Source organism: Streptomyces sp. NPDC002935 (genome assembly GCF_040611295.1).
In the GTDB taxonomy this organism is placed as follows: domain Bacteria; phylum Actinomycetota; class Actinomycetes; order Streptomycetales; family Streptomycetaceae; genus Streptomyces.
On sequence record NZ_JBEXNW010000004.1, the window covers coordinates 56526 to 79427 of the forward strand.

The following is a 22902-nucleotide window of genomic DNA, read 5'->3' on the forward strand; positions in this document are numbered from 1 at the left end:
CTCGGGCGAGGACGGCAGCCGCGGTCGCAGCACAGCGACAGGCGCACCACGTCGCGTGACCCTCCGCGCCCTCACCTCGTGCCAGGACGGCTGGAGGCGCACACTTCTTCTTAGGGGCTTCACCAGGGGGCGGCGGCTTCGGAGGTGAGCGCGATGACACAGACGCAGACACGGACCACGGTCGGGTGGCACGTCGAGATGGAATTCCAGGAGGACGAGCACCGCACCCGTGCGGCCGCCCTTCTGCGGCTCCCCGACGGAAGCGAGGTGCGCGCCCACGGGTACGCCAGCCGCCACCCCTCCGACTCCAACCAGCCCAGGGTCGGCGAGGAGGTCGCGGGCGGGAGGGCTCTGAACGAGCTCGCCATGCAACTGCTGACCAAGGCCCACGACGAGATCGACGCGGCATCGGGCAGGACGTCGCACACACTCAGGTGACCGGGGCGACAGGGCCGTTCCGGCCGCAGCGAGGTCGCTCGGCTCCCTTGGCTGCTGGACAGCCGACCTGGGCCCAGCCTCGGCGCACTCGCTCCGTCCATGACTGATGTACTCGGGCGGAGCTGAGTACTTGCGCTCTGGTCGGTGATGGAGCGAGCGGAAACGCTTGGGTCATGAGTCAAGGACCACTGAGACCTGTGCCCCAGCTGGTGTCGATCCTCCTGCTGGCCGGGGTGTCGCTGGCGGTATGGGCTGCCTGGCTGGGCTGGGACCAGCATCGTGACGTGCAACCCGACGGCACGACGACCGGTCCGTACGAGGCGTGGCAGGTGATCGGGCTGGTGCTGGCTCTGCTGGTACCGGTGTACTGGGCGGCATCCCGGCGCTACATCGCAGGCGCTGTGCTCGGCACCACGGCCGGCCTCACCGTTGCCGCCTACTACGACTGGTCGGACGACTCCAGCGGCCTCTTCATGGTCGGCGTGGGGTTGATCATGGTGGGAAGCCTCGCCGTGACCGCCGTCGTTTCCGCGATCGCCTCTGCGAAACGACGGGTCGGGCGGCCCCGGGGACATTGAAGTCCGGGCACGGTCTGCCGACACCTCGCGTGTCAGAGGTGATCTCGTCGCAGCTGTACGTGTGTCCCCTCGCCGTGCGCGTCCGAGAGGTCGATGGTGATGCTCTGCCACTCCTCGGCGGGTTCCTCCGGGACTTCGCCCACCTGGTACTCGGCCTCCGCCAGTAGCTCCTCGGTCACCCGTACGCCTGTGAGGCGCTCTGTCAGCGCCAGGACCGCCGCCTTCCTGTCGACACCGGGATCCTCGTCCCCCGACGGGTTGAGACCGACCTCCATCATCAGGCCGTTCAGCTCATCGGGAGTGCTGCCGGTCCTGGCCGCGGGCCACTCGAAAGTGGTCCGCAACTCGCCCTCTTCGTACCAGTGGAAGAAGTCCATGGGCTTCCCCCCGTTGCTCGAATGCGAGACAGCACGCGTCCCGGCGGAGAGTGCCTCCATGAGGCGCGCTCGCGTGCCCAGATCACCTCCGAACTCCAGAGCGAGAGTCCAGTCCCCTCCCTCGCCCTGCGCGGTGAACGCTCCTGCGAGGAAGGCCTCGGGCCACTCCTCGTACCCGTCCAAGAACTCCTGCTGCGCTTCGATGAGCTCGTTGAGCCCCTGACACACACCTCGCGGCTCGGCCCCCACGATCCGGAACAACTCCGAAGGCGAGACTCCCCGCACCATCGTCAGGGTGTACCCGACGTCCAGCCCATAGGCGAACAGCGAGGACGAGGAACGTATCCAGCCGTAATCGGCCGCGGTGGCGGAAGTCATACGACGCATCCTGCCAACACCCACTGACACTGGGCTGGGCTGGGCTGGACTGGACGCATCTTGCCCCAGCGAGAACAGCAGACGATCAGGGACGGAGCCGTCAATGACATCGGCGAACGCTGAGCTCGGTAAGGCCGTCACGTTCGACGTCACGGACGGGTCGATCAGCATCAGCGGACTCGCCGCGAAGATCAGTCGTCGGGTGAGGATGGCGGAACTCCCGGTCGACCTCGCGGCGATGGTCACGTCGCGGAGCGACATGGGCAACGGCTGGACGTGGACGACTGTCAGCAGCACCACGCTGAACGGTCGACCGTGCACGTTGTCGCTCGGCGCCTTCCACGGCCACCTGTCACAGGTCGACTGGTCGATACGAGTCGCAGGGGGAGAGTACCCGGGTGGCCGGCCCAGCCCGGGCACCGTGGCCAAGGAGATGGACCAGATGACGCAGATCCTTACCCGGGCATTCGGCCCCGGCCGGCTTCCTGGCCGGGGCACCGGTTACGAGAAGGACTTCCCCTGGGGAAGCGTCTGGCTCGCATGGGACCCCCGGAACGGCGTCTGCGCTTCTGGCCTGCGTTACTCCACGGCTCAGAGGCGACAGGGCCAGGACTGATGCGTTCCCCGCGTAAGGACCCTCGGGAAGGCCGGTTGCCGCCTTCCGGCGCGGCGATCTCCAGGACATCGGCCGTGTGCGAACCGGCGACGACACCGGCGAGTCCGAGCCACACCACGCCAGAGGTCCTCCGACGGGCCTACGAGAACTTCCGACACGTATGCGACACGGCGACCCACAGAAACACGGTGCCGACCGGACAGCGCCGGACCCTCTCCGTAGTCACGTGGAGGCGGTCCGGTTATCCGCGCCAGGAGTCAAACGTTCCTTGACCAGCAAAAAGCCCTCCCAAAGGGGAGGGTGGAGACTGGCGCCCCCGGCAGGACTCGAACCTGCGGCCAAGCGCTTAGAAGGCGCTTGGCCCGTACGCCTGTGGCTGGGCCCCGACCTGGGCAATCACCCGCGCCTACGACGGCTTACCACTTGGGAACTTGTTCGGCGCCGAACGGACCGCGAACGACCCACACCGAGGCAGCGGTGACCTGCGACCAAGCGGCCGTCCACGGTCGATATCGGTCACTGTGGGCCGCCCTCCGACGGCCCACAGACGGCCCGGCTCCGCTTTCAAGGCGGGTACGAGCAGCCAGTCGACTACCGAGCTACCGCCTGCGACCGCCGCCCTCGACGCGGACACGCGGGCCCTGCCCAACTGAGAGGAGCGTTCCCGACCATCAGGGCGGCTTCGCCGACGGCTGGAACACCCGCGGTGGCGCTGTGCCCTCTGTAACCGGACAGCGCGGACAGCTCCCCATTTGCTTCGGCCCGGCTCTTCGCGGACGGCGCGCCCTGCCCATGGAGTCCACCCAGGCTGTCCCGTGCCGTGGGCCGATAGGGTGAACGATGATCTATTTATGGTATTTGATCTCTTTGGCGGGTGAGGATCAGGAGGTCCGCGGGTCCGCCCCAGGGCCCGCAAGAGAGCCCGAGAAGAAGGATGTGACATCCATGCTGTTGACCTCGATACTTGCTTCCCTGTCAGATTTCCTTACCACCGCGATCGGCGCCCTGCTCTGAACCTGGCGGGGGTTGGGCCGGTATTCCCGCGGCCACTTCCAATCCGGCCGACGGGCGGACGCCCTGGCCCAGGGCGACTCGCTGCGCTTTGGTGCGTGACGCCTAAATCGGTCTAGACAACAGAGCGGCCCGGCTCTGGGATCATACCCCTGAGCTGGGCCTTAATTGTTGGAGCGAGTGACGGGAATCGAACCCATGCTCTGAGCTTGGGAAGCTGCGGGCATTTGAGGCCCGCTTGTCCGCTGACCTGGCGAACGACCTGGGCGTTGTCCTCTCGGCCTCGGCAGCTTTCACCGTTGTTGCCCGTTGTTCCCCACTCGATCTGGTGCGCTTGTGGTGCGGCCGTGATCACCCGTACTCCGGGCCTGTGCTGTGCCCCGCCAAAACCTGGTACCTCTCCCCCGGTGTGCGTCGACGATGCCCGTGCCGGACTCAGCACGGAGGGAACCAGGAGGCTCGATCTGACTGGGCCCAATCTGTTCCGAACGCGCTGGCACCGTGCCCTACAACTGCGGAACGGACTGCGTACCGCCTGAGTCACGATTTCAAGCGTGTTCCGGCTTGCTGGCGAAGATCAGTCCTTCATTTCCGTAGGGGCTCTCGGCAACAAGGAAGCCGTTGACGGTGCCGAGCAGCTCAGCCTCCATCTGATGCGTCAGGGATGCCACCTGCTTACCGCTCGCGGCGTCCAAGCCCACGAGGCTGAGCGTGCCCTGCTTCTCGCTGCCGGTGAGCAAATAGACGGTCTTGCCATCGCTGAAGGCGCGCCGGCCGTCCTCGATCACAAGGTCGGCCACCTCCCAGCGCTTGTTTCCGCTCTGGTCGTAGGCAGCTACGCCGGTTTCGGAAGAGACGACGACGATGTTGTCGTCGTGTGCCCGTACCGCACCATGAATCACAGAGACTCGCTTGCCGGTGGCACCATCGAGGAACATCACGATTCCCACGCCGTCGCGTCCGCGGCGGGAGACCACAACGTGATTGCGCACGTTGTACAAGGTGGTGCCGTATGCCTTGCCCAAGGCTACCGTCCACAGGGCCTTTCCTTTGAAGGGATTGATGCGCATGAGGCGCCCGGTGTCCGCATACGAGTCCAACTGCTTGTAAACAAGGGCGTAGTTTCCCCCGAAGTCGCCGGCGTCAAAATCGTGGGCGGTGAGCACAGAGTCGGTCTGATTCCACCGAGTCTTGCCTGACTCCAGATCCAGAGCGGTCGTCCAGCTGTAACGCGATTGGCCTGAGACCAGTACGACTCCCGCCCTTGGGCGGAAACTGATGCTGCCACCGCCCCGACTGGGCCACTCGGAGACTCTGGTGGCCCAGACAGGTTTTCCGGTTCGCCCGTTGAGGCGTGCCACAAAGTCGCCCACGGTGCTCTGGTCGTTCCCCTCAGGTGACTGGTTTCCCCAGCTGACGATGAAGTCGCTACCGACGGGCCATGCCTGCTCGGCGTAGCCGGACCTGACGGATGACTTCCATCGCTGAGCACCGGTAGCCGGGTCGTAGGCAACCAAGGACGATCGGTCGTCCGGCAGCGTCAGCACGACACCAGCACCGACCGCAATCGGCTTGCTGCTGAGCTCACGCGGCTGGGACGCGAGGGTTCGTGGACCGAACGGCCCGGGTCTGGCTACCGAGGCGGTCGGAGCGGACGCAACATGAGCGGGGCGGGAGTCGGTGCTGCAAGCAGTAAGGGCGGGAATGGCGACGGCTGCCAGCAGGAGGGCGTTGGCCAGGCGAGGACTGAGGGAAGAGGGCATGGCAATTCCAGAGGTGCGAAGGTCTGACCGCGGGGAGGCGGGCTGGTCCTGGTCGGCGTCGTGTGCGGGATTGCAGTGGCGAGACGTGTGCGCTCGTTGTGTGATCGCCGAGGAGCCGATTGCCGGATGCTTACTCGAGTGATCGGCCGGACAATGCGATCTTCCTATCAGCTTCTGAAGCGGCCTGTCACCCCTCGCTGACCACGCGATACCGCGCTGTGAGGAGGCCCAGACGGGTGGCCGGTGCCGACGCGGGTGCTCGGGGGCCGCGAATCTTGCCGCCGGATCAAGCCGGGAGCCCAGCTTGCGCCTGCAGCCTGCGGTGCGGACGCGTCGAAGCCCTGGTACACCCGATGGGCGGCAGTGAGTGGGGCGATGTGCGACCAACTAGGACGATTCAGAGACGAATGCCGTCAAAGCCTGCCGCCAAAACGGCCCGGCCCATGATCGGTCCGGGCCGTTTTGCCTGGTGCCCTGGCAGGATTCGAACCTGCGACACCCGCTTTAGGAGTTCGATCCAGGCGCGGCCCGGCAAGGGCCCAGCCTGATCAGGACGGACGTGCCGGGCCGTGCATGCGTGTCTACGTCCGGCGCTGTTGATGTCACCTGTGGATGTCAGAGACGTTCGGGGTCGGTCGCCTCCGAGTCCAAGGAAGGCGGCAGGGGGTGGGGACCTTGCAACCGTGCGTCAGGGCGAGCACGACGCATCTGGCATCCCGGCGGTCGTAGCCCGTCGCTCCCGTGATCTCGGTGCTTGCTTCTCGCCACTTCCCCTGCTGGATCAGCTGTCGTGCTCGTTCCTGCGTGGGCCATGGGACGGTGATCTGGAGGGCGCGGATGATGTCTGCATCCCAGCGCTGTCGGCGCGCACGCCGGACTCGTACCCAAGTTCCTACGGACCGCTTCATCGCTTCCTCCCTCCCGCGGCGTGCACGGTGGCCTCAAAACCGACTGGCTACTGCCTCAGCTGGCGGACCGCCGTGGAACGCTGAGGCCGACGCCGACGCGGAACGCAGCTTTTTGCGAGTTGACCTCATCTTTATCAGGTCGATGACGGGGTGCTGTCGATGCGGGTCCGCCCATCCGGTACCTCGACTGACAGTCTGCTGACGGTCGGCGCCGACCACGGCTGTTCGCCCTTGTTGGTGTCAGGCGCTGATGTCAGGGGAGTCATCGGGCTTGATTCCCCGACGCAAGAATGGTCCGGGATTCGCCGGCCGTGACGCTGGTGCCCACACTCCAACGTGGACACGTCGCCACGGGGTTGCCCCAGGCTTAACGGAGCCGAAGGCGCGGCGTCCGGCCGCTGGGCTGCACGGTCCCGAGTACAGGCCTTAGGTCTTGCTAGTCCGTACCGTCCTAGCCGTCTTCGTCGGCCGTCTCGGTGAGCGGCCCAACGTTGGCGAATCGACGGATCCGCTCCTGCTCGGCGGTCTCGTCTGCTGAGTCATAGTGCCGCACTTGGTTCCACCAGCGGTCGTGGTTGTAGCCGACGCAGTGGTTGAAGTCATGGGCGGTACTACGCAGCCGCCGCCACTCACGCACGATCGCGGCCCGTTGCCACGGCTCGGGGCGCTCTACCCGGAGCAGCATGTCCAGGAGACCTGCCGAGTCACTGACCAGGATGAGCAGGGACCGCATCGCGAAGGAGGTCTCGCCGGTCTCGCCGACCTCCTCATACACCCGCCCCAACTGAGCGTTGAGGAAAGCTTCCATAGCGCGAACGTCCTCGCGGGTCAGGTCGGCAGCGAAGACGAGGGCGCGCTCGGACGGCGGGTTCATCATGCGGATGGGTCCTCCCCTTCGTTCGGTGCCACCGGAACACCCCAGGTGGAGCCAATTCAACTGGCTAGTGGTCCGGAACTGGTCGCGGTGGGCAGCGGGCGCGGTGGTTGCTGTACTTCGTTGCTGTATTGCGCCGACTCACCCGGGGTCGTGGTCGCGCTTCCGTCGCCAAACCTCAAGGCCGCAAGTCCTCACCCTGTGGATCAAAACAGACCAATCCGTGACTCCTGGCCAGTTGGGCAGCGTATTCCGAGACTTCCTCGACCTGGCTATAGGACATCAGCAGATACACCATCGGTCCGGACGCTTCGGCGATCAACGGCGGGGATGCCCAGGGGCTCTTGTAGCCGTCGTGATCATCCTCGGGGTAGCGCTCAACGAGTGCCTGTACGTACGCCTCAATACGCGGAGACGGTGGTACGGCAACGTCCTCCGACTCCAGGTAGCGCTCATACAGCTCGTCGTAGACGGAGCCCGCTTCGATGTCGTCGAGCGGGGGCTCTCCCTCCCAAACGGCAAGATCGTAGGTCATGCCCGAATGATCGCAGGCAGGGCATTCCATGGCGACAGCCGAACCAACGGCCGGCCAGATGGCTTCTCCAGCCCACCACTCACCCCGGCTCCCATCCCGTCTGCCGTCGACCAGTGGTGCGAGCTGCTGATCCACACGGCTACCCCGGAGGTCGGCAAGCAGTGGACCGACACCGGAGAGATCCACGAGGAACGCGATCTGAAGGGCCGCGCCGAGGGTGAGACCCGCACCGCACCAGGGCATCCCGCGCTGACGCGCATCTTGCGGCAGCACGTCGAGGACGAGCAGCTCAAGCCCGGTGATCTCCTGTTTCAGGGGGAGACGGGCGGGATTCTCGCCGGGTCGGTCATCCGTCGGGCGTGGCGCAGTGCACGCAAGGCCGTCCTGCCCCCGCACGTCTTCGACTCGCCCACGGGACGGCGGGTGTACGACAACCGACACACGCGCCTGACCAAATGGCTCAACGACGGGATTCCACCCGCCCAGGTGGCGGACTGGGCCGGGAACAGCGTCCCGGTGCTCCTGGCGACCTACGCGCGATGCGTCGAGGGACAGCTCCCTGACTTGAAAAGGCGCCTCGAAGCCGCGGGAGATCTTCCCGAGCCGCCCGCCGCGGGCTGAGGCCCCTCGCCGAAAACTTCGACACGTATTCGACAGGGCCACCCGCGAAAACCCGGTGACAGCCGGACGGCCCCGGACCTTCCCCTTGATCGTCGGGGAGGTGTTCGGGGCTTCGTCGTATCGGGTGAAACATGTCCTGACCAGCAAAAAGGCCCTCCCAAAGGGAGGGCGGAGACTGGCGCCCCCGGCAGGACTCGAACCTGCGGCCAAGCGCTTAGAAGGCGCCTGCTCTATCCACTGAGCTACGGGGGCCGGGTGTGTCGGCCTGTGTCCTGGTGCCCGGGTGTGGGCTGATCCGTGACCTTGCCGGGGACAAGAATAGGGCTCCCGCATCCCTGTCCCTCGTGCTTCGCCTCCGTGGCTCGATGTGGAGGTTCAGTGAAGCGGTCCTGATAATCGCAGGCAGGTACGAATCGTGCACCGCTTTTGGCGTCTCGCGCATCGGGTGTTGTGCACTCGTTATGCCTGCGTCCCAGTCATCCCTTCCGCCCCGTGTGTCCTGTCGGCGCGCAGACATACCCATATGCTTCAGAAAGACTCCAAAATTGGGCATTCTTCGCATGTGGTGACCTTGGACGTACGGCCTCAGCTGCTCGACGCACTTTCCGCCCTGCGCGACCGTGTCGCCGCCGCGCGCTTTCCGCTGCCCCTGGCGGGGGCTCCACGCGCGCGTGCCAACCGCGACGAACTGCTCGCACAACTCGACGACTATTTGGTGCCCCGGTTGAGAGAACCCGAAGCACCGCTTCTCGCCGTCATCGGGGGGTCCACCGGCGCGGGCAAGTCGACCCTCGTCAACTCCCTTGTGGGGCGCCGGGTCAGCGAAGCGGGCGTGCTGCGCCCGACGACCCGTACGCCGGTGCTGGTGTGCCATCCGGAGGACCACCACTGGTTCAGCGGTATGCGCGTGCTGCCCCAGCTCACGCGCGTGTGGGTGCCCCATCAGGAGCCCGGCGACGACCTCCCCGCCCTCACCGACCGCGGGGAGCGGGTGCTGCGCATCGAGACCGCCGACACGCTCCCCCGCGGCCTCGCCCTCCTCGACGCACCCGACGTCGACTCCCTGGTGGCCGACAATCGTGTGCTGGCCGCCGAACTGATCTGCGCGGCCGACATCTGGGTGATGGTCACCACGGCCGCACGGTACGCGGACGCCGTGCCGTGGCATCTGCTGCGCACCGCCAAGGAGCACAAGGCGACCCTGGTGACGGTCCTTGACCGGGTGCCGCACCAGGTGGTGTCCGAGGTCTCGCGCCAGTACGGCGCACTGCTCACCAAGGCCGGACTCGGCGAGGTACCCCGCTTCACCGTGCCCGAACTGCCCGAGTCCGCCTGGGGCGGCGGCCTGCTGCCCGCCACCGCCGTCGCCCCGCTGCGTACCTGGCTCACGCACCAGGCCCAGGATCCGGGGGCCCGCCACGCGGCGATGGCCCGCACGGCCCACGGAGTCCTCGACTCCCTGAAGTCGCGGATGCCGGAACTGGCCAGTGCCGCCGCCGCTCAGTACGCCGCCGCGACACGGCTCACCGCGGCCGTCGACGGGGCGTACGACAGCGAGCACACGCGCGCGAAGGGGCGTCTGCAGGCCGGGGCCGTGCTCTCCGGCGACGCCCTCAAGCGCTGGCGCGCCTATCCCCTCGACTGCACCGCGGACGAACTGCTGGACGCGCTCGTGGAGAGCCTGTCGGCCCTGCTGCTGTGCTCCGTCACGGCCGCCGACGAACGTGTGGACGACGCCTGGCGCCGCGAACCGGCCGCGGGAGCGCCGGGGCTGACGGACCGTGATCCGACGCTGGAGAGCGCCGAGCACCGCATCGGATTGGCCGTACGACGCTGGCGGCGCGTCCTGGAGGAGTACGCCGAGGACGAAGTGCGCGACCTCGACAAGAGTGTCGCGCCGGACTCCGCGGTGGTCGCCGCTCTGGTCGCCACCGCGCTCCTGGGCGGCCGCAGGGCGCGCAGCGCGGGCGAGGGACTCGCCGAGCGGATCGGGGCGCACGGCGCGCTGCGGCTGCGCGACAAGGGCGGCCGGCTGCTCACGGACTTCATCGACAAGGCCCTGCACACCGAGCGCGAGCGCCGTCTCGCGCCGCTCGACGCGCTCGACGTCCATCCAGAACCCCAGGCCGAACTCATCGCCGCGCTGTCCGTACTGCAGAAGGAGAGGTGACCGCGGTGACTGCCGTCACTGACCACACGGATCACGCCGACCGTCCCGGAGACAAGCGACCCGAGGACGGCCGTCCCGGAGACGACCGCTCCGAAGGCGGCGCCCCCGAGAACGCTTCCTCCGAGGTGGGCACCGCGGGCGCCGACGGCCCCGAGGGCAATGACCGCGCCGCGCCCGACTCGGAGAACGGCCCCCCGGATGCGGCGAGTTCCGCGGCCGGGTCCCGGAAGGGCGCCGAAGACGCCAAGGGCGGCAAGAGCGGCGAGAGCCACAGGAGTAACGGGAGTGACAGGAGAGACAGGAGTGGGGGGAAAGACGGGAACGGCGAGGCCGCGCAGGGCGACGCCACGTCCGGGCAGGACACTTCGGCGGAGGCCACCGAGGCCGAGTCCCCCGCGCGCGGGGACGGCGACGATCCGACGCGCGCGGAGGACGGTCCCGTCTGGGACGACGGACTCATCGCACGGCGCGTGAGCGAGACGGCCGCCGGCCGGTACCAGACGCCGCTGGTGGAGACGAAAGCCACCGTCCCGGCCGTACCGGCCCCCCTCGCGTACGACGGACAGCTGCGCTCGCGTCTGGACGCGCTCCGCGAGCTGGTGGGCCTCTCCCGCGCGCGTCTCGACAGCAAGACGCTCGCCGAGGCGGGCCGGGTCCTGGACGAGGCGGCGGCCCGACGCAGGCTCTCCGGGGAGCACACCGTCGTCGCCATCGCCGGGGCCACGGGCAGCGGCAAGTCGCAGCTCTTCAACGCGCTCGCGGGCGTGGCCATTTCGGAGACCGGCGTGCGCAGGCCGACCACCTCGGCCCCCATCTCCTGCAGCTGGAGCGACGGCGCGGCCACGCTCATCGACCGGCTCGGCATCCCCGGGCGGCTGCGCAGACGCCCGTTGCAGAGCGCCGAGGCGGAGGCACAACTGCGCGGCCTGGTCCTGATCGACCTGCCCGACCACGACTCCGCGGCCGTCCAGCACCGCGAGCAGGTGGACCGCGTCCTGGCGCTCGTCGACGCGGTCATCTGGGTGGTCGATCCGGAGAAGTACGCGGACGCCGTGCTCCATGAGCGCTATCTGCGGCCCCTGGCCGGGCACGCGGAGGTCACCTTCGTGGTCCTCAACCAGGTGGACCGGCTCCCCGGCGAAGCCGCCGACCAAGTGCTCGACGATCTGCGGCGGCTGCTCGACGAGGACGGCATCGCGCTCGGCGAGTACGGCGAACCGGGTGCGACCGTCCTCTCGCTGTCCGCGCTCACCGGGCAGGGAATCGCCGAACTGAGGGAGTGTCTCGGCCAGTTCGTGGCGGAGCGCGGCGCCGCCGCACGGCGGATCTCGGCCGATCTCGACGCGGCCGCCGCACGACTGCGGCCCGTCTACGCGACCGGGCGGCGGGTCGGGCTCAGCGAGGAGGCGCGCGACGAGTTCGCGGACAGGCTCGCGGACGCGGTGGGCGCCGTCGCGACCGGCGAGGCCGCCGAGCGGGCCTGGCGGCGCAACGCCAACCGCGCGTGCGGCACGCCCTGGCTGCGGCTGTGGCGCTGGTATCAGGACCGGCGCGAACCCCCGACCGGGCGCATGCCCGTGCGCACCCCCGCGGACGAGGAGGCCACCGCGCGCCAGCGCGTCGAGCAGGCGGTGCGGACGGTCGCGGACCGGGCGGCGTACGGGCTTCCCGCGCCGTGGGCGCAGGCGGTGCGCGAGGCGGCCGTACGCGGCGCCCAGGGGCTGCCCGAGGCGCTGGACGACATGGCGGCGCGCGCGACGACACCGGCGGGACGGCCGCCGCGGCCCGGCTGGTGGCCCGTCGCGGTGCTGGCGCAGGCCTCGATGACGATCCTCCAGGTCATCGGCGGGCTCTGGCTGGTGGGGCAGATCATCGGGGTCATGTCACCGAATCTCGGGGTTCCGGTGCTGTTGATGGTCGCGGGCATCATCGGCGGCCCGGCCGTCGAGTGGAGCAGCAGGATGGCGGCCCGCGGGCCCGCCCGGCGCTACGGGCTCGAAGCGGAACGGCGATTGCGCGAGGCCGCCGCCGGGTGCGGAAGAGCCCGGGTCCTGGATCCCGTGGCCGCGGAACTGCTGCGGTACCGCGAGGTGCGGGAGCAGTACGGGCGGGTCATGGGAACGGCGAAGGCGGGTGCCCCGGTCGGGTGACGCGGTTCTCCACAACCGGCCGGCGGTACACAGCGCTCAGCGGGCTCGGCCCGGCGGAGGCAGTCTGAATCCCGCGGCGATCGCAGCGCAAGCGCTCGCCGCGGCAGACGCATTCGCACGGGAGGAATTCACGATGAACGAGACGATGGTGTGCGCGGTGGGCAATGTGGCGACACGGCCCGTGTACCGGGAATTGGCGAACGGCGCGTCGGCGCGATTCCGGTTGGCGGTGACTTCGCGGTACTGGGACCGCGAGAAGAGCGGGTGGACGGACGGGCACACGAACTTCTTCACGGTGTGGGCCAACCGCGCGCTCGCCACGAATGTGGGGGCCTCGGTGTCGGTGGGCGATCCCGTCATCGTGCAGGGCAGGCTGAAGGTGCGCACCGAGACACGCGACGGGCAGAGCTGGACATCGGCGGACATCGACGCGGTGGCGATCGGCCACGATCTCTCGCGCGGTACGTCGGCCTTCCGGCGTCCGTCCAAGGAGGGCGAGCCGGCTTCGGCGCACCGCCCCGAGCCCAGTTGGGAATCGGCGCAGGACGCCCCGCCGGAGGAGACGTCCCAACAGCGTCCCGAACCAGCCGGGGTGACGTGATGTCAGAGACGGCCATCATCTGACCGAACTGCGGCTTATCGACAAATACACCCCGGACCGCACTCGTGGATTTGTCGATAGGCGCAGCTCACGACCGTGCTCGCGATAACGATTCCGAGTCGGATCGGTTATCGGATGACATGACCGGGGGGAGCGATGCACCGCTTCCTTAGGATGCCGAACACAGCTCTCGGGGCTTCTGATTCTGCTGGCGGGACCGTCCCCCATGTCAAAGGGTCCTGCTCGAAGGGGAATTCTGTGTTTTCTGCGTTCTCTGTGTTGTCCGCGCGCAGGCGAGGGGCCGCCCGCCTCGCCGCCGCGACGGTGGTGTGGGGGCTCGCCGCCGCGGGGACGATCGCCACCGCCGGCACGGCCGTCGCCGACGGGACCCCGCAGCGCCAGGGTGGAGCGACCGCCACCATCGGCGAGTTGAAGACGTACGGGTCCGCGGTCATCCATGACAACGGCGAGGACTCCTGGGTCTCGGCCGGCCTGTTCGAGATGTCCGTCGACGACGGCGGCATGCTGCAGACCTACTGCATCGACCTCCACAACCCGACACAGCCGGACGCCAGGTACCAGGAGACCTCCTGGAGCGGCACGTCGCTGAGCGGCAACAAGGACGCGGGCAGGATCCGCTGGATCCTGCAGAACTCCTACCCGCAGGTGAACGACCTGGCGGCGCTGGCCGAGAAGGCCGGTGTCACGGGCCTCACCGAGCAGGACGCGGCGGCCGGCACCCAGGTGGCCATCTGGCGGTACTCGGACGGCGCCGACGTGGACGCGTCGGACCCGCAGGCGGAGAAGCTCGCGGACTATCTGCAGAAGAACGCGCGGAACCTGCTGGAGCCCGAGGCCTCGCTGACGCTCGCCCCGACCGCGGTCTCCGGCCACGCGGGCGAGAGACTCGGCCCGGTCACGGTGCACACCAACGCGGCCAGCGTGACGGTGACGCCCCCCGCGGACACCGCCGCCAGTGGGGTGCAGGTCGTCGACAAGGACGGCAAGGCGATCACCTCCGCGGTCGACGGCAGCCGGCTCTTCTTCGACGTACCGAAGGACAGCGCGGACGGTTCCGCCTCGCTCGCCGTGCAGGCCTCCACGACCGTCCCGGTCGGCCGCGCCTTCACCTCGGAGACCCGCAGCCAGACGCAGATCCTCGCGGGCTCCAGCGAGTCCACCGTCTCCGCCACGGCGACCGCGAACTGGGCGGAGAAGGGCGCGATACCGGCCCTGTCCGCCGAGAAGAACTGCGCCAAGGGCGGTGTGGACATCACCGCGGCGAACAAGGGCGGCGACGAGGCCTTCACGTTCGAGCTGATGGGGATCGAGCACACCATCGAGGCAGGCGTCTCCCAGCGGATCACCATTCCGCTGCAGGAGGACCAGGCGTACGACTTCACGATCGCCGGCCCGAACGGCGTCGAGCAGCGGTTCAAGGGCGTGCTGGACTGCAAGACGCAGGGCGGTACGAGCGACATCTCGACCCAGACGCTCAGCGAGCCGAGCCCGGCGTCGGTGGGCGGCGCCTCCGGCGGGGGCACCGATCTCGCCGAGACCGGCGGCTCCGACGCGACTCCGGTCATCGCGGGCGTGGCCATCGCCCTCGTGCTGATCGGCGGAGCGGTGGTGGTTCTCCTCCGCAGGAAGCAGACACCGCCGCAGGACTGAGCGGCACGGCACCTCGGTGCTCGGTGCTCGGTGCTCGGCCGTCTGGGCTCGGCGGTCTGGGCTCGGCGGTCAGGGCTCAGTGCTCGCGCTCGGCGCTCGGCGGCCATTGCTCGGCGGCCGGCGAAGTTCCGGCCACGGCATCCCACAGAGGGATCCACGAGGTGCGGGGCGTGACATCGGGGTTCTGCCGCCCCGCCGACGGAAGTTGACACCGGCGGGGCGGCAGCCGCACACCGGCTAGGAGCGGGCGCTCCGGCCACGCACGACGGCGAATCCGGCGGCGATCAGGCCGAGGACGCCGACGATCAGGCCTGCTGTGCCCAGGGCGCGCGCGGTGGAGTCACTGCTCTTGTCGCTCGCGGTCGCTTGCTCGGTCTCCGAGGACGAGGCGGACGAGGCGGACGAGGCGGACGACGACGCGGTCGACGAGGACGACGTGGACGCGTCGGATCCGGAGGCTCCTGCCGAGGTCTCCTCTCCCGCGCCCTTGGCGGTGAGGGCCAGGACCGGAGCCGGGTTCTCCGGCTCCTCACCACCCTTCGCCTCCTCGATCCAGCGGGCCACCGTGCCGTCCGAGTAGGTCTGGAGGGTCTTGAAGCTCAGCTGGTCGGTGTCGTCCGCGAGTTGGCCGAAGGCGACGTCGAAGTCCTGGAACTCGCCGTGGCGAATCCTGCCGCCGGTCCAGGTGATCTCGGAGACCGCGTTGGTGATCGTGCCGTCGTCCGTCTTGATGGGCTTCTTCAGCTTGACGGTCGTCACCTTCGCGGTCCAGCCCGCCTGCGGGGTGACCAGGACGCCCAGGACCGGGTGATCGGTGGGCAGGAAGATCTGCACCTTGGTGGTGCTGGCGGTGTCCTCCTCGTTGGGGACACGGAAGCTCAGGAGACCGTCCGTGGCTCCCTTGGCGTAGCTCTCGGGGTGGACCGTCACATGCGCGAAGGCCGCGCCGCCGGCGGCCAGGACGCCCGCGGTGGTGAGGGCGGCGACCGTGCCGGTCCGGCGCAGGGTGGTGCTCATCGGGGACATCTGGGGACTCCGTACTGGTGGGAACGTGGTCAGGGCGTGTACGCGAGCCCTGTCGGCGGTCCCCGACGGGAGACGGCGTGACGCAGCAGCGCCTGCCGAAGCGGCCGCGGCTGGGCGGGAGTCCCGCTCGCGGTGTCCCCGGGCGGCCGGGCGGAAGGCAGTCCCGTCCGCACCCTCCACCAGGCGGCGAGCCCCGGCACGAACGCCACGGCCCGGCGCAGCAGGGACCACAGGGCGGCCTCGCCGCGCCGCAGCCACCAGGTCGCCAGCAGGGCGGCGGCGACATGCGCAGCCGTGGCATGGGGCGTCAGGGCGTGTGTGTGCGGGTGCGTCATGTACGCCCCGTGCATGGTCATCGCCATGCGCGGCCGGGCGGCCTCGAAGCCGAGGTGGAGTCCGGCCTGCGCGGCCAGCATTCCGCCGCCTATCCCGAACAGGGACCGTTCCCGGCCGCTCAGTGGACAGCCGACGGCGAAGACGGCGAGGAGCCCCGCACCGTCCGCCCAGCGCGGCGGCGCCTGCCCGGTTGCGAGCAGGTGCCCCCCGGCGGCCAGCAGCACGCACAGCACGGCGAACAACGCCGCGCGCAAGCTCCGTACTGCCAGGGACGCACTCATGGAGCCCAGATACTGCCATGGGGACGGAGTGACCGTCGCGGCTTCCCGAGGAGCCGTGCGTCACGCGGGGCCCGGCTGCCCCGACCACCGCTCGGGTAGGGTCCGGCTGAGCCTGGGAGGGACCCGACATGCGACTTCGCTGTGCCGTGCTGGACGACTATCAGAGCGTCGCGACCGAGATCGCCGACTGGTCGCCGGTCGCGGACACCGTGGAAGTCACCACGTTCGACCGGCACTTCACCGACGAGGACGCGCTGGCCGCCGCGCTGGCGGAGTTCGAGATCGTCGTCACCCTGCGCGAACGCGTGGCCTTCCCGGCGTCTCTCCTGGCCCGGCTGCCCAGGCTGAGGCTGTTGATCGCCTCCGGGATGCGCAACACGGTGATCGACTACGCGGCCGCCGAGGCGCACGGCGTGACCGTGTGCGGCACCCCGAGTTCCTCGACGCCCCCGGTCGAGCTGACCTGGGCGCTGCTGCTCGGCCTCGCGCGGGGAATCGTCGTAGAGCACAACGCGGTCCGGGCGGGCGGCCCGTGGCAGAGCACCGTCGGCACCGATCTGGACGGCCACCGGCTCGGCCTGCTCGGGCTGGGGAAGATCGGCGCCCGGGTGGCCCAGGTGGGCCTCGCCTTCGGCATGCGGGTCAGCGCGTGGAGCCAGAACCTCACCGCGGAGCGGGCCGACGAGGTGGGGGTGGAGCTCGCTCCCTCCAAGGAAGAGCTGCTGGCGGGCAGCGACTTCGTCTCCGTCCACCTCGCGCTCGGCGACCGCACACGGGGCCTGCTCGGCGCCGCCGAACTGGCCCTCCTCAAGCCGACCGCCTTTCTCGTCAACACCTCGCGCTCGGCGATCGTCGACCAGGACGCGCTGCTGGCCGCGCTGCACGCGGGGCGGATCGCCGGTGCGGGCCTCGACGTGTTCGACGTCGAACCCCTGCCCGCCGACCACCCGCTGCGTTCGGCCCCCCGCCTGCTGGCCACCCCGCACCTCGGCTATGTGTCGCGCTCCAACTACGCGACGTACTACAGCGCGGCGGTCGAGAACATCCAGGCGTGGCTTGCGGGCACACCGCTGCGCCGCCTCGGCTGACCCGGCTCGGCCGCCCGGTCGGCCCCGGCCGGTCAGGTCGAACGGTGATCCTCTGGTGAACGCCCGTGACCAGGTGTGGGTGGGCGCGTTGAAGGGGAAGTGCGGTCGCGTCCGTGCCACCGCACTCATCGAGTCAAAGGAGAACGTGATGTCTCGCATCGCGAAGGCCGCCGCAGTCGCCGTGGGCACGGGTGCCGTGGCGCTCAGCGGGGCCGGTCTGGCCATGGCTGACGCCGGCGCCCAGGGTGGGGCCGTCGGCTCCCCCGGTGTTCTTTCGGGCAACGTCATCCAGGCCCCGATCAACGTGCCGGTCAACGTGTGCGGCAACACCGTCAACCTCCCCGGTCTACTGAACCCGGCCTTCGGCAACACCTGCGTCAACGACGGTGGCCACCACAAGGAGCACGGCGGCTACGGCAACTGAGCCCAGGCAGGCGACAGGCCCCCGGCAGGAAGTCACTGCCGGGGGCCTTGTCGTGGCAGTCACGCGTACCGGTGGATGCCCGTCGCCCGTGCCGCCGGGTGCCTGCTACGCGTACCGGTAGATGCCGCTGTGGTCCTCCATCGCGTCCGGCGTCACACCCCACGGGGGCATCTTCTCGTGCCGGGCGACGATGCGGCCGTGCTGGGAGTTGCCGAGACCCGGGGGGCGCTCGGGCAGATAGCGCGCGCCGCCGTGCCGCTTCCGCCAGCGAGCCCACTGGAGGTCGACGAAGGCGTGGTGCAGCCAGAAGACGGGGTCGTTGACGGAGGCGCCGCCCAGCATGTGGCCGCCGACCCAGCGGTGGACGCGGTTGTGGTTGCCCCAGGCGGCGTTGCCGGACCCGCGCCCCCACCCCTCCAGCCGGTTCCTGAAGCCCCGTGTGGACGTCGAGTTCCAGGGAGCCGTGTCGTAGACGGGGTCCTCCAGGGCGGAGTCCAGTTCGCGCCGCGTGGGCAGTTGGAGCGGCTCCTGCGGGCGCCCGAACTGGCGCGTGAGGAACTCGCCGTCGGTCACCCCTTCCTTGATCGTCCAGGAGCCCTGCGCGTAGGCGAAGGGTCCGGTCATGACCTGCCGGTCCGAGCGCCGCCCGTCGCCGCCGAGCAGATCCTTGGTCCACGGAGCGGAGGTCGGCGTGCGGTCCCGCGTCCAGTCCCAGTACGGCACGCTCACCCCGGAGTCCACGCGGCGCAGCGCCCGCTCCAGTTCCAGCAGGAACCGCCGGTGCCAGGGCAGGAAGGAGGGCGCCATGTGGGCCGCGCGCAGTCCGCCGTCGCCGTCCGAGACGTAGTACTCGATGTGCATCCGGACGAATTCGTCGTACTCTCCGCGGCGTTTGAGCTTCAGCATCGCGGTGACGAAGCGGCGCCGCTCCGCGCTCGTGAGGGTGCTGACGTCCTTACGGGTGTACACCATGGTGGTGGCCGCTCCCCTCCGCACCGCTCTCCTCCAGACCGCGCCTGCCGATGCCGCGTTCCTCCGCGTCGCCGCCTCCCGCGCCGCTCACCGCCACGCCGTTCTCCTCCGCGTCGGTCCCCCGCTCACCGCTCGTGTCCGCACCGCGCGCGTCCGCGCCGCCCTCCTCGCCGTCCATGCCCCGGAGGTGTTCTGCGGGACCCAGCTCGTCGACGGCGGCCCGCGCCGCGGCCAGCGGTGTCGGATACGACTCGTAGTGGTCCACCATGCTGAGGTAGCTGCCGTCCGCGCGGCGCATCAGATGCAGCGGCCGGCCGTCCACCGTGACCTGCCACTCCCCACCGGCGAACGCGGCCCGGCCGTCCGAACCGCTCTTCGTGCCGAGGATGTGCCGACCGCGGTACACCTCGTCGAAGGAAAGGTCGTCGGGACGCGGCGGCCGCGAGGCCGCGACGACCGGGGCCAGCGCCAGGCCGACGGCCGACACCAGCAGGCCCCGCATCGCACCGCGCCGGGTCACCGTCACTCCACCCGCCACACGTGCCGCCGCACGGCCGCGCCTCCGGTCGGCCGGCACACGGCCCGGACCTCGCCTCGGCACTCTGCTCGACACCCAGTTGACGAACATGCTTCTCTCCTCGACGGATTCAGGCGGATTCGGCCGGCTTCAGCAGGGTTCAACGACGGCGACCCCCGTTGGTTCGGTCGGCAGGCCCGGTCCGGACGCCCGGGCCTGCTCCCCCGGATGGGGCTAGGCCCCCGAGCCCATCTCCAGGTTCGCCCCCGGCACGGTCTTCAGCAGCGGTGTGAGAACGGCGGCCTGAGGGAGCTTCAGCTCGGGAAGGCCGAGGTTGCCGGAGTTCGGCACCCTGAGCGGGGTGTCCAGGGACAGCCCGGGGTCAGCGTCCGCAGGTCGGCCGCCGGTGCGGCGAGACCTAGGTGGTCGAAACCGTCACCGAGGATGTGCGGGAGGGGCGTACGGACGTCCGCCCCGGGCAGCCCGCCGCTGAGCGGCACCTGCGGAACGGCCCGCTCGGGGATCATCCGGCCCTCGATGTACCGGGGTCCCTCGAGCCCGCCCGGCAGGGGCACCGGCAGTTCACCCGCGATCCTCGGCGCCTTCAGGTTGAGGGCCTGCTCGACACCGTTCAGCGGCACGGGGATGGGGACCGTTTCGGCCGCGACGGCGGGGGCTGCGGCGGCGCCCACCACCACCGCCACACCGGTCATGACGGCGGCGAGAGTTGCTCGTGTGGTCGGCTTCATCTCAGGTACGGTCCCTTTCAGGATTCGGGGGCTCAGCGTCCGTACCGCGTAACGATTCCGGGAACGCCATCAGCTCAAGATTCCCCCGACGGACCCATTAGTCGTCCGATACGGAGATCAGCTCGTCCAGAAATCCCACCAGCGGGTGAGGATCAGCATGCCGATGACGCCGATGTGCAGGACCGGAAGAACCCAGGTGAATTCCGCGAGGAATCCCTTCAGCCATTCCGGTGCGGGCAGAAAATCATTCCGTACATTGAATGATGTGACGTACCAGAACATGATGATCGTGGCGACCCACGCCAGACAGCACCACAGGCACAGTGAGTTGATCCGGTAGAACGACTGGAACTGGAGCCAGGTGCAGAATCCGACGCCGAAGAACGTGCCCGCGTTGAAGGTCAGCCAGTACCAGCGCGGAAATCCCGCACCGGTCAGCAGACTCACACCGACACAGATCACGACGCCGTACGCCACCAGGCCCAGCATCGGGTTCGGGAAGCCGAAGGCCGAGGCCTGGTCGCTCTTCATGATGTTGCCGCAGGAGACGACCGGGTTCAGGCTGCATCCCGGTACGAAGTTCGGGTTCTCCAGCAGCTTGAACTTGTCGATCGTGATGATCCACGCGGCCAGCAGGCCGGCCGCCCCCGTGATCACCAGCAGCAGGGCGAGGGCACGGCTGCTGCCGACGGTGCGTCCCCGCGCACCGCTCCCGCCGCTCGGCCCCCGTCCCGCGGCGGCCGTCATCAGCCGCGCAGGCTGCGCGCGGGCAGCAGCACGTGCGCCGCGCTGAGCAGGGTCTCCTCGTCGCCCGCGAAGGCGGTCAGGTCCTCCGGCGCGACGGGCTTGCCGGGCTGGGCCACGGGCCAGGCGCGGGTGGCGAACAGGAAGTAGGCGTAGCCGCGTTCACCCACCGCGGCGAGCCACTCCTGGGGAGCGATGCACTGGGCGTTGAGGTGCGGCATGCTGACGACGGCCTGGCCGGCCTCGACGAGCAGGGTGAGCGGCAGGCTCGGGTGCCGGGAACCGTCGATGAGCGTGTCGCCCACGGGCAGTCCGTTGTCGATCAGCAGCTGCCGGATGGCGGCCGCCGATCCTTCCGGGCCGCCTTCGCCGTCGCCCAGGGAGTAGGCGAGGAGATAGGGCATGTCGCCGTCGGGGGCTTCACCGCTGAAAGCCATGACGGCGAGCGTGCCGAGATCGGCAAGCCGAAGAGGGCGCATGTCGCTTGAGGTTGAGGTCACCGCGGAACCTTATCGACGCGTCCGTTCGGGTTCGGACCCGATATCACCCGCCCGGGCGATGACCGGACGGGTGACCACACGAACGAGGGACGCGACTCGAACACCGCGAAGGGCCGATTCCGTAACCGCGGAATCGGCCCTTTCGCCGCATCGGCCGTACGACGTCAGTCGTTGAAGCAGGCGTTGCCGAAGGCCGGGTTCAGCGCGCCGATGACGTTGACGGTGTTGCCGCAGAGATTGACCGGAACGTGCACGGGGACCTGAATGACGTTGCCGGAGGCGACACCCGGGGACTTGACTGCCGCACCCTCGGCACCGGAGTCCGCGACGGCGCTGCCCGCGGCGGCACCCGCGGCCATTCCGGCGGTGGCGAAAATCAGCGCGGCCTTCTTGGCGGTGTTCATCGCCAGCCCTTTCCTCGGAGATTCATCCAGAGCCTAGGGAAATGCCGGCGGCCTTGCGGAAAGACACGCGCCGAAAGGAGACGACTAGCCTTGAAGGGGAAGCCCGCCGAGGAGCTGCGAGGGGCCGCCGGCCGCGTTGAGCGCCTTCGTCGCCCCGCTCACGGTGCTGAGCGGGGAGTTCTTGTTCTCGGTGTCGAGCGCGTTCGACTGGTGCTGCAGGGGCATCACGTCCTGCACGCTGAGCGAACGCTGGCTGGTGACGGTCTCCAGGGCGCCGTTGAGGCTGGACGGCGTGAGGTCGGAGGCTCCGGCGGCGAACGCGGGCGCGGCGGCACCGGCGACAACCAGGGACCCGGCGACTACAGCGGCGGCCTTGAGGGACTTCATCGTGTTCCTTTCTTCGGCGACTCATGTCACCAGAGGGAATTCCTCTTCGCGCTGGCTAACGAGCCCCGAACGCGACGGAAACTCCACGTGCAGGAAATTCCTGCACCCCACCCGGATGAACGGCGCGTCGCATCCTCATATAAGTCCCCGCACGCCGCTAAGTCCCCGCACGCCGCCGGCCGCCGTGCCGACCGGAGAGGTCGGCGCGGCGGCCGGCAGACGGGTTGCGCGACGGGCGGTGCCACCGGAGCCGCCGCGGTGAGTTTGGCGATCACGTCCTTCGCGGCCTGACCGAGCGTGGCCGCCTGGTCGGCGGAGAGCTGGCCGTTGCGCGCCGTTACCACCGCCAACACCCCAGGTGAGGAGCCATGCCGGACACCTGAACCCGCATCCCCCGTTCGGGGGTAACGCGAACCGGCCGCCCTCCCTCTCGGGTGGACGGCCGGCAGAAGGGTCCGCGCTGACGTCAGCCGTTGACGCAGGTGTTGCCGAAGGTGGGGTTCAGCAGACCGGGGGTGTTGACGGTGTTCCCGCAGAGGTTGACCGCATGGTGAACGGGGAACTGCAGGACGTTGCCCGACAGGACGCCCGGGGAGTGGGCGGCCGCGCCGTGCGCGTCGCTGTCGGCGGCGGCGATGCCGGCGGTGCCGGCCACTGCGGCGGCGGCAACGGAGGTCAGGGCCAGGCCCTTCGCGATACGCGACATGGAGAAGTGCTCCTTGGAAATCGACACAACATCCGGGCGGGATGCCCGGCTCTGGATTCAACGCGCGGCGCACACGC

At 69.4% G+C, this 22902-nt stretch carries 22 protein-coding genes, 3 tRNA genes and 2 pseudogenes; 10 read left to right on the plus strand and 17 right to left on the minus strand.

Going from position 1 to position 22902, the window contains the following annotated elements; genetic code table 11:
- Nucleotides 1–153: 153 nt before the first annotated feature.
- Complete coding sequence (locus ABZX90_RS06130) at nucleotides 154–438, plus strand: DUF1876 domain-containing protein (protein WP_351134122.1); 285 nt, start codon at nucleotides 154–156, stop codon at nucleotides 436–438.
- 173 nt (nucleotides 439–611) lie between these two features.
- Nucleotides 612–1016, plus strand: a complete 405-nt coding sequence (locus ABZX90_RS06135) for a hypothetical protein (RefSeq protein WP_355201840.1) — start codon at nucleotides 612–614, stop codon at nucleotides 1014–1016.
- 32 nt (nucleotides 1017–1048) lie between these two features.
- On the opposite strand, the gene ABZX90_RS06140 is transcribed toward ABZX90_RS06135, so the two are convergent.
- Nucleotides 1049–1771, minus strand: coding sequence for a DUF6461 domain-containing protein (locus ABZX90_RS06140; RefSeq protein WP_355201841.1), 723 nt, complete (start codon nucleotides 1769–1771; stop codon nucleotides 1049–1051).
- 103 nt (nucleotides 1772–1874) lie between these two features.
- Here ABZX90_RS06140 and ABZX90_RS06145 point away from each other — a divergent pair, with 103 nt between their 5' ends.
- A complete protein-coding gene (locus ABZX90_RS06145) occupies nucleotides 1875–2387 on the plus strand; it encodes a hypothetical protein (protein WP_355201843.1) in 513 nt (170 codons plus the stop codon).
- Between the two features lie 308 nt (nucleotides 2388–2695).
- Here the strand turns inward: ABZX90_RS06145 and ABZX90_RS06150 are convergent.
- The 5 genes from ABZX90_RS06150 to ABZX90_RS06170 all read right to left on the minus strand — a co-directional run bounded on the left by ABZX90_RS06150 (nucleotide 2696) and on the right by ABZX90_RS06170 (nucleotide 7478).
- Nucleotides 2696–2781 (minus strand) — tRNA-Arg (locus tag ABZX90_RS06150).
- Nucleotides 2782–3946: 1165 nt separating this feature from the next.
- The gene (locus ABZX90_RS06155) at nucleotides 3947–5161 is read right to left on the minus strand and encodes a PQQ-binding-like beta-propeller repeat protein (protein ID WP_351128358.1); all 1215 of its coding nucleotides are present in this window, start codon (nucleotides 5159–5161) and stop codon (nucleotides 3947–3949) included.
- A gap of 467 nt (nucleotides 5162–5628) precedes the next feature.
- Nucleotides 5629–5700 (minus strand) — tRNA-OTHER (locus tag ABZX90_RS06160).
- 820 nt (nucleotides 5701–6520) lie between these two features.
- The gene (locus ABZX90_RS06165; protein WP_351128360.1) at nucleotides 6521–6946 is read right to left on the minus strand and encodes a hypothetical protein; all 426 of its coding nucleotides are present in this window, start codon (nucleotides 6944–6946) and stop codon (nucleotides 6521–6523) included.
- A gap of 175 nt (nucleotides 6947–7121) precedes the next feature.
- The gene (locus tag ABZX90_RS06170) at nucleotides 7122–7478 is read right to left on the minus strand and encodes a hypothetical protein (RefSeq protein ID WP_355201845.1); all 357 of its coding nucleotides are present in this window, start codon (nucleotides 7476–7478) and stop codon (nucleotides 7122–7124) included.
- A 6-nt stretch (nucleotides 7479–7484) separates the two neighbouring features.
- On the opposite strand from ABZX90_RS06170, the gene ABZX90_RS06175 reads away from it, so the two are divergent.
- On the plus strand, nucleotides 7485–8099 hold the full coding sequence (locus ABZX90_RS06175) for a hypothetical protein (protein ID WP_355201847.1): 615 nt from the start codon (nucleotides 7485–7487) through the stop codon (nucleotides 8097–8099).
- Nucleotides 8100–8275: 176 nt separating this feature from the next.
- On the opposite strand, the gene ABZX90_RS06180 is transcribed toward ABZX90_RS06175, so the two are convergent.
- Nucleotides 8276–8351 (minus strand) — tRNA-Arg (locus ABZX90_RS06180).
- Nucleotides 8352–8661: 310 nt separating this feature from the next.
- Here ABZX90_RS06180 and ABZX90_RS06185 point away from each other — a divergent pair.
- The 4 genes from ABZX90_RS06185 to ABZX90_RS06200 all read left to right on the plus strand — a co-directional run bounded on the left by ABZX90_RS06185 (nucleotide 8662) and on the right by ABZX90_RS06200 (nucleotide 14691).
- A complete protein-coding gene (locus ABZX90_RS06185) occupies nucleotides 8662–10269 on the plus strand; it encodes a dynamin family protein (protein WP_355201848.1) in 1608 nt (535 codons plus the stop codon).
- A 5-nt stretch (nucleotides 10270–10274) separates the two neighbouring features.
- Complete coding sequence (locus ABZX90_RS06190) at nucleotides 10275–12419, plus strand: GTPase (RefSeq protein WP_355201850.1); 2145 nt, start codon at nucleotides 10275–10277, stop codon at nucleotides 12417–12419.
- A 133-nt stretch (nucleotides 12420–12552) separates the two neighbouring features.
- Entirely contained in the window at nucleotides 12553–13020 is a 468-nt protein-coding gene (locus ABZX90_RS06195; RefSeq protein ID WP_355201852.1) for a single-stranded DNA-binding protein, read from the plus strand.
- Between the two features lie 258 nt (nucleotides 13021–13278).
- Nucleotides 13279–14691 (plus strand): Cys-Gln thioester bond-forming surface protein, encoded by a 1413-nt coding sequence (locus ABZX90_RS06200; RefSeq protein ID WP_355201854.1) that lies wholly within the window; start codon nucleotides 13279–13281, stop codon nucleotides 14689–14691.
- Nucleotides 14692–14928: 237 nt separating this feature from the next.
- Here the strand turns inward: ABZX90_RS06200 and ABZX90_RS06205 are convergent, their stop codons facing one another.
- Together ABZX90_RS06205 and ABZX90_RS06210 are read right to left on the minus strand one after the other, a co-directional pair.
- A complete protein-coding gene (locus tag ABZX90_RS06205; protein WP_355201856.1) occupies nucleotides 14929–15717 on the minus strand; it encodes a YcnI family protein in 789 nt (262 codons plus the stop codon).
- A 29-nt stretch (nucleotides 15718–15746) separates the two neighbouring features.
- Entirely contained in the window at nucleotides 15747–16334 is a 588-nt protein-coding gene (locus ABZX90_RS06210) for a hypothetical protein (RefSeq protein WP_355201858.1), read from the minus strand.
- Nucleotides 16335–16462: 128 nt separating this feature from the next.
- Here ABZX90_RS06210 and ABZX90_RS06215 point away from each other — a divergent pair, with 128 nt between their 5' ends.
- Nucleotides 16463–17422, plus strand: a complete 960-nt coding sequence (locus tag ABZX90_RS06215; RefSeq protein WP_355201860.1) for a D-2-hydroxyacid dehydrogenase family protein — start codon at nucleotides 16463–16465, stop codon at nucleotides 17420–17422.
- Between the two features lie 148 nt (nucleotides 17423–17570).
- Nucleotides 17571–17846: a chaplin gene (locus ABZX90_RS06220; RefSeq protein WP_351128379.1), complete on the plus strand. Its 276-nt coding sequence runs from the start codon at nucleotides 17571–17573 to the stop codon at nucleotides 17844–17846.
- A gap of 105 nt (nucleotides 17847–17951) precedes the next feature.
- On the opposite strand, the gene ABZX90_RS06225 is transcribed toward ABZX90_RS06220, so the two are convergent.
- From ABZX90_RS06225 to ABZX90_RS06260, 8 genes and pseudogenes are all read right to left on the minus strand, one after another.
- Nucleotides 17952–18818, minus strand: coding sequence for a tyrosinase family protein (locus ABZX90_RS06225; protein WP_351128381.1), 867 nt, complete (start codon nucleotides 18816–18818; stop codon nucleotides 17952–17954).
- 190 nt (nucleotides 18819–19008) lie between these two features.
- Nucleotides 19009–19320 (minus strand): annotated as a pseudogene (locus ABZX90_RS06230) (tyrosinase cofactor); the annotation flags it as partial.
- Nucleotides 19321–19569: 249 nt separating this feature from the next.
- Nucleotides 19570–20084: pseudogene (locus ABZX90_RS06235) on the minus strand (hypothetical protein).
- A gap of 117 nt (nucleotides 20085–20201) precedes the next feature.
- Complete coding sequence (locus ABZX90_RS06240; RefSeq protein ID WP_355201861.1) at nucleotides 20202–20831, minus strand: vitamin K epoxide reductase family protein; 630 nt, start codon at nucleotides 20829–20831, stop codon at nucleotides 20202–20204.
- Nucleotides 20831–21328, minus strand: coding sequence for a DUF5949 family protein (locus tag ABZX90_RS06245; protein WP_351128385.1), 498 nt, complete (start codon nucleotides 21326–21328; stop codon nucleotides 20831–20833). Before ABZX90_RS06245 ends, ABZX90_RS06240 begins: the two co-directional genes overlap by 1 nt.
- Nucleotides 21329–21492: 164 nt before the next feature.
- On the minus strand, nucleotides 21493–21732 hold the full coding sequence (locus tag ABZX90_RS06250) for a chaplin (protein ID WP_351128387.1): 240 nt from the start codon (nucleotides 21730–21732) through the stop codon (nucleotides 21493–21495).
- Between the two features lie 84 nt (nucleotides 21733–21816).
- Nucleotides 21817–22119, minus strand: coding sequence for a hypothetical protein (locus ABZX90_RS06255; protein WP_351128389.1), 303 nt, complete (start codon nucleotides 22117–22119; stop codon nucleotides 21817–21819).
- A gap of 466 nt (nucleotides 22120–22585) precedes the next feature.
- A complete protein-coding gene (locus tag ABZX90_RS06260; RefSeq protein ID WP_351128391.1) occupies nucleotides 22586–22825 on the minus strand; it encodes a chaplin in 240 nt (79 codons plus the stop codon).
- Nucleotides 22826–22902: the final 77 nt, after the last annotated feature.

Coding starts and splice junctions, on each gene's coding strand:
- ABZX90_RS06130 (WP_351134122.1), top strand. CDS start 154: ATGACACAGACGCAGACACGGACCACGGTCGGGTGGCACGTCGAGATG.
- ABZX90_RS06135 (WP_355201840.1), top strand. CDS start 612: ATGAGTCAAGGACCACTGAGACCTGTGCCCCAGCTGGTGTCGATCCTC.
- ABZX90_RS06140 (WP_355201841.1), bottom strand. CDS start 1,771: ATGACTTCCGCCACCGCGGCCGATTACGGCTGGATACGTTCCTCGTCC.
- ABZX90_RS06145 (WP_355201843.1), top strand. CDS start 1,875: ATGACATCGGCGAACGCTGAGCTCGGTAAGGCCGTCACGTTCGACGTC.
- ABZX90_RS06155 (WP_351128358.1), bottom strand. CDS start 5,161: ATGCCCTCTTCCCTCAGTCCTCGCCTGGCCAACGCCCTCCTGCTGGCA.
- ABZX90_RS06165 (WP_351128360.1), bottom strand. CDS start 6,946: ATGATGAACCCGCCGTCCGAGCGCGCCCTCGTCTTCGCTGCCGACCTG.
- ABZX90_RS06170 (WP_355201845.1), bottom strand. CDS start 7,478: ATGACCTACGATCTTGCCGTTTGGGAGGGAGAGCCCCCGCTCGACGAC.
- ABZX90_RS06175 (WP_355201847.1), top strand. CDS start 7,485: ATGATCGCAGGCAGGGCATTCCATGGCGACAGCCGAACCAACGGCCGG.
- ABZX90_RS06195 (WP_355201852.1), top strand. CDS start 12,553: ATGAACGAGACGATGGTGTGCGCGGTGGGCAATGTGGCGACACGGCCC.
- ABZX90_RS06205 (WP_355201856.1), bottom strand. CDS start 15,717: ATGTCCCCGATGAGCACCACCCTGCGCCGGACCGGCACGGTCGCCGCC.
- ABZX90_RS06210 (WP_355201858.1), bottom strand. CDS start 16,334: ATGAGTGCGTCCCTGGCAGTACGGAGCTTGCGCGCGGCGTTGTTCGCC.
- ABZX90_RS06215 (WP_355201860.1), top strand. CDS start 16,463: ATGCGACTTCGCTGTGCCGTGCTGGACGACTATCAGAGCGTCGCGACC.
- ABZX90_RS06220 (WP_351128379.1), top strand. CDS start 17,571: ATGTCTCGCATCGCGAAGGCCGCCGCAGTCGCCGTGGGCACGGGTGCC.
- ABZX90_RS06225 (WP_351128381.1), bottom strand. CDS start 18,818: ATGGTGTACACCCGTAAGGACGTCAGCACCCTCACGAGCGCGGAGCGG.
- ABZX90_RS06240 (WP_355201861.1), bottom strand. CDS start 20,831: ATGACGGCCGCCGCGGGACGGGGGCCGAGCGGCGGGAGCGGTGCGCGG.
- ABZX90_RS06250 (WP_351128387.1), bottom strand. CDS start 21,732: ATGAACACCGCCAAGAAGGCCGCGCTGATTTTCGCCACCGCCGGAATG.
- ABZX90_RS06255 (WP_351128389.1), bottom strand. CDS start 22,119: ATGAAGTCCCTCAAGGCCGCCGCTGTAGTCGCCGGGTCCCTGGTTGTC.
- ABZX90_RS06260 (WP_351128391.1), bottom strand. CDS start 22,825: ATGTCGCGTATCGCGAAGGGCCTGGCCCTGACCTCCGTTGCCGCCGCC.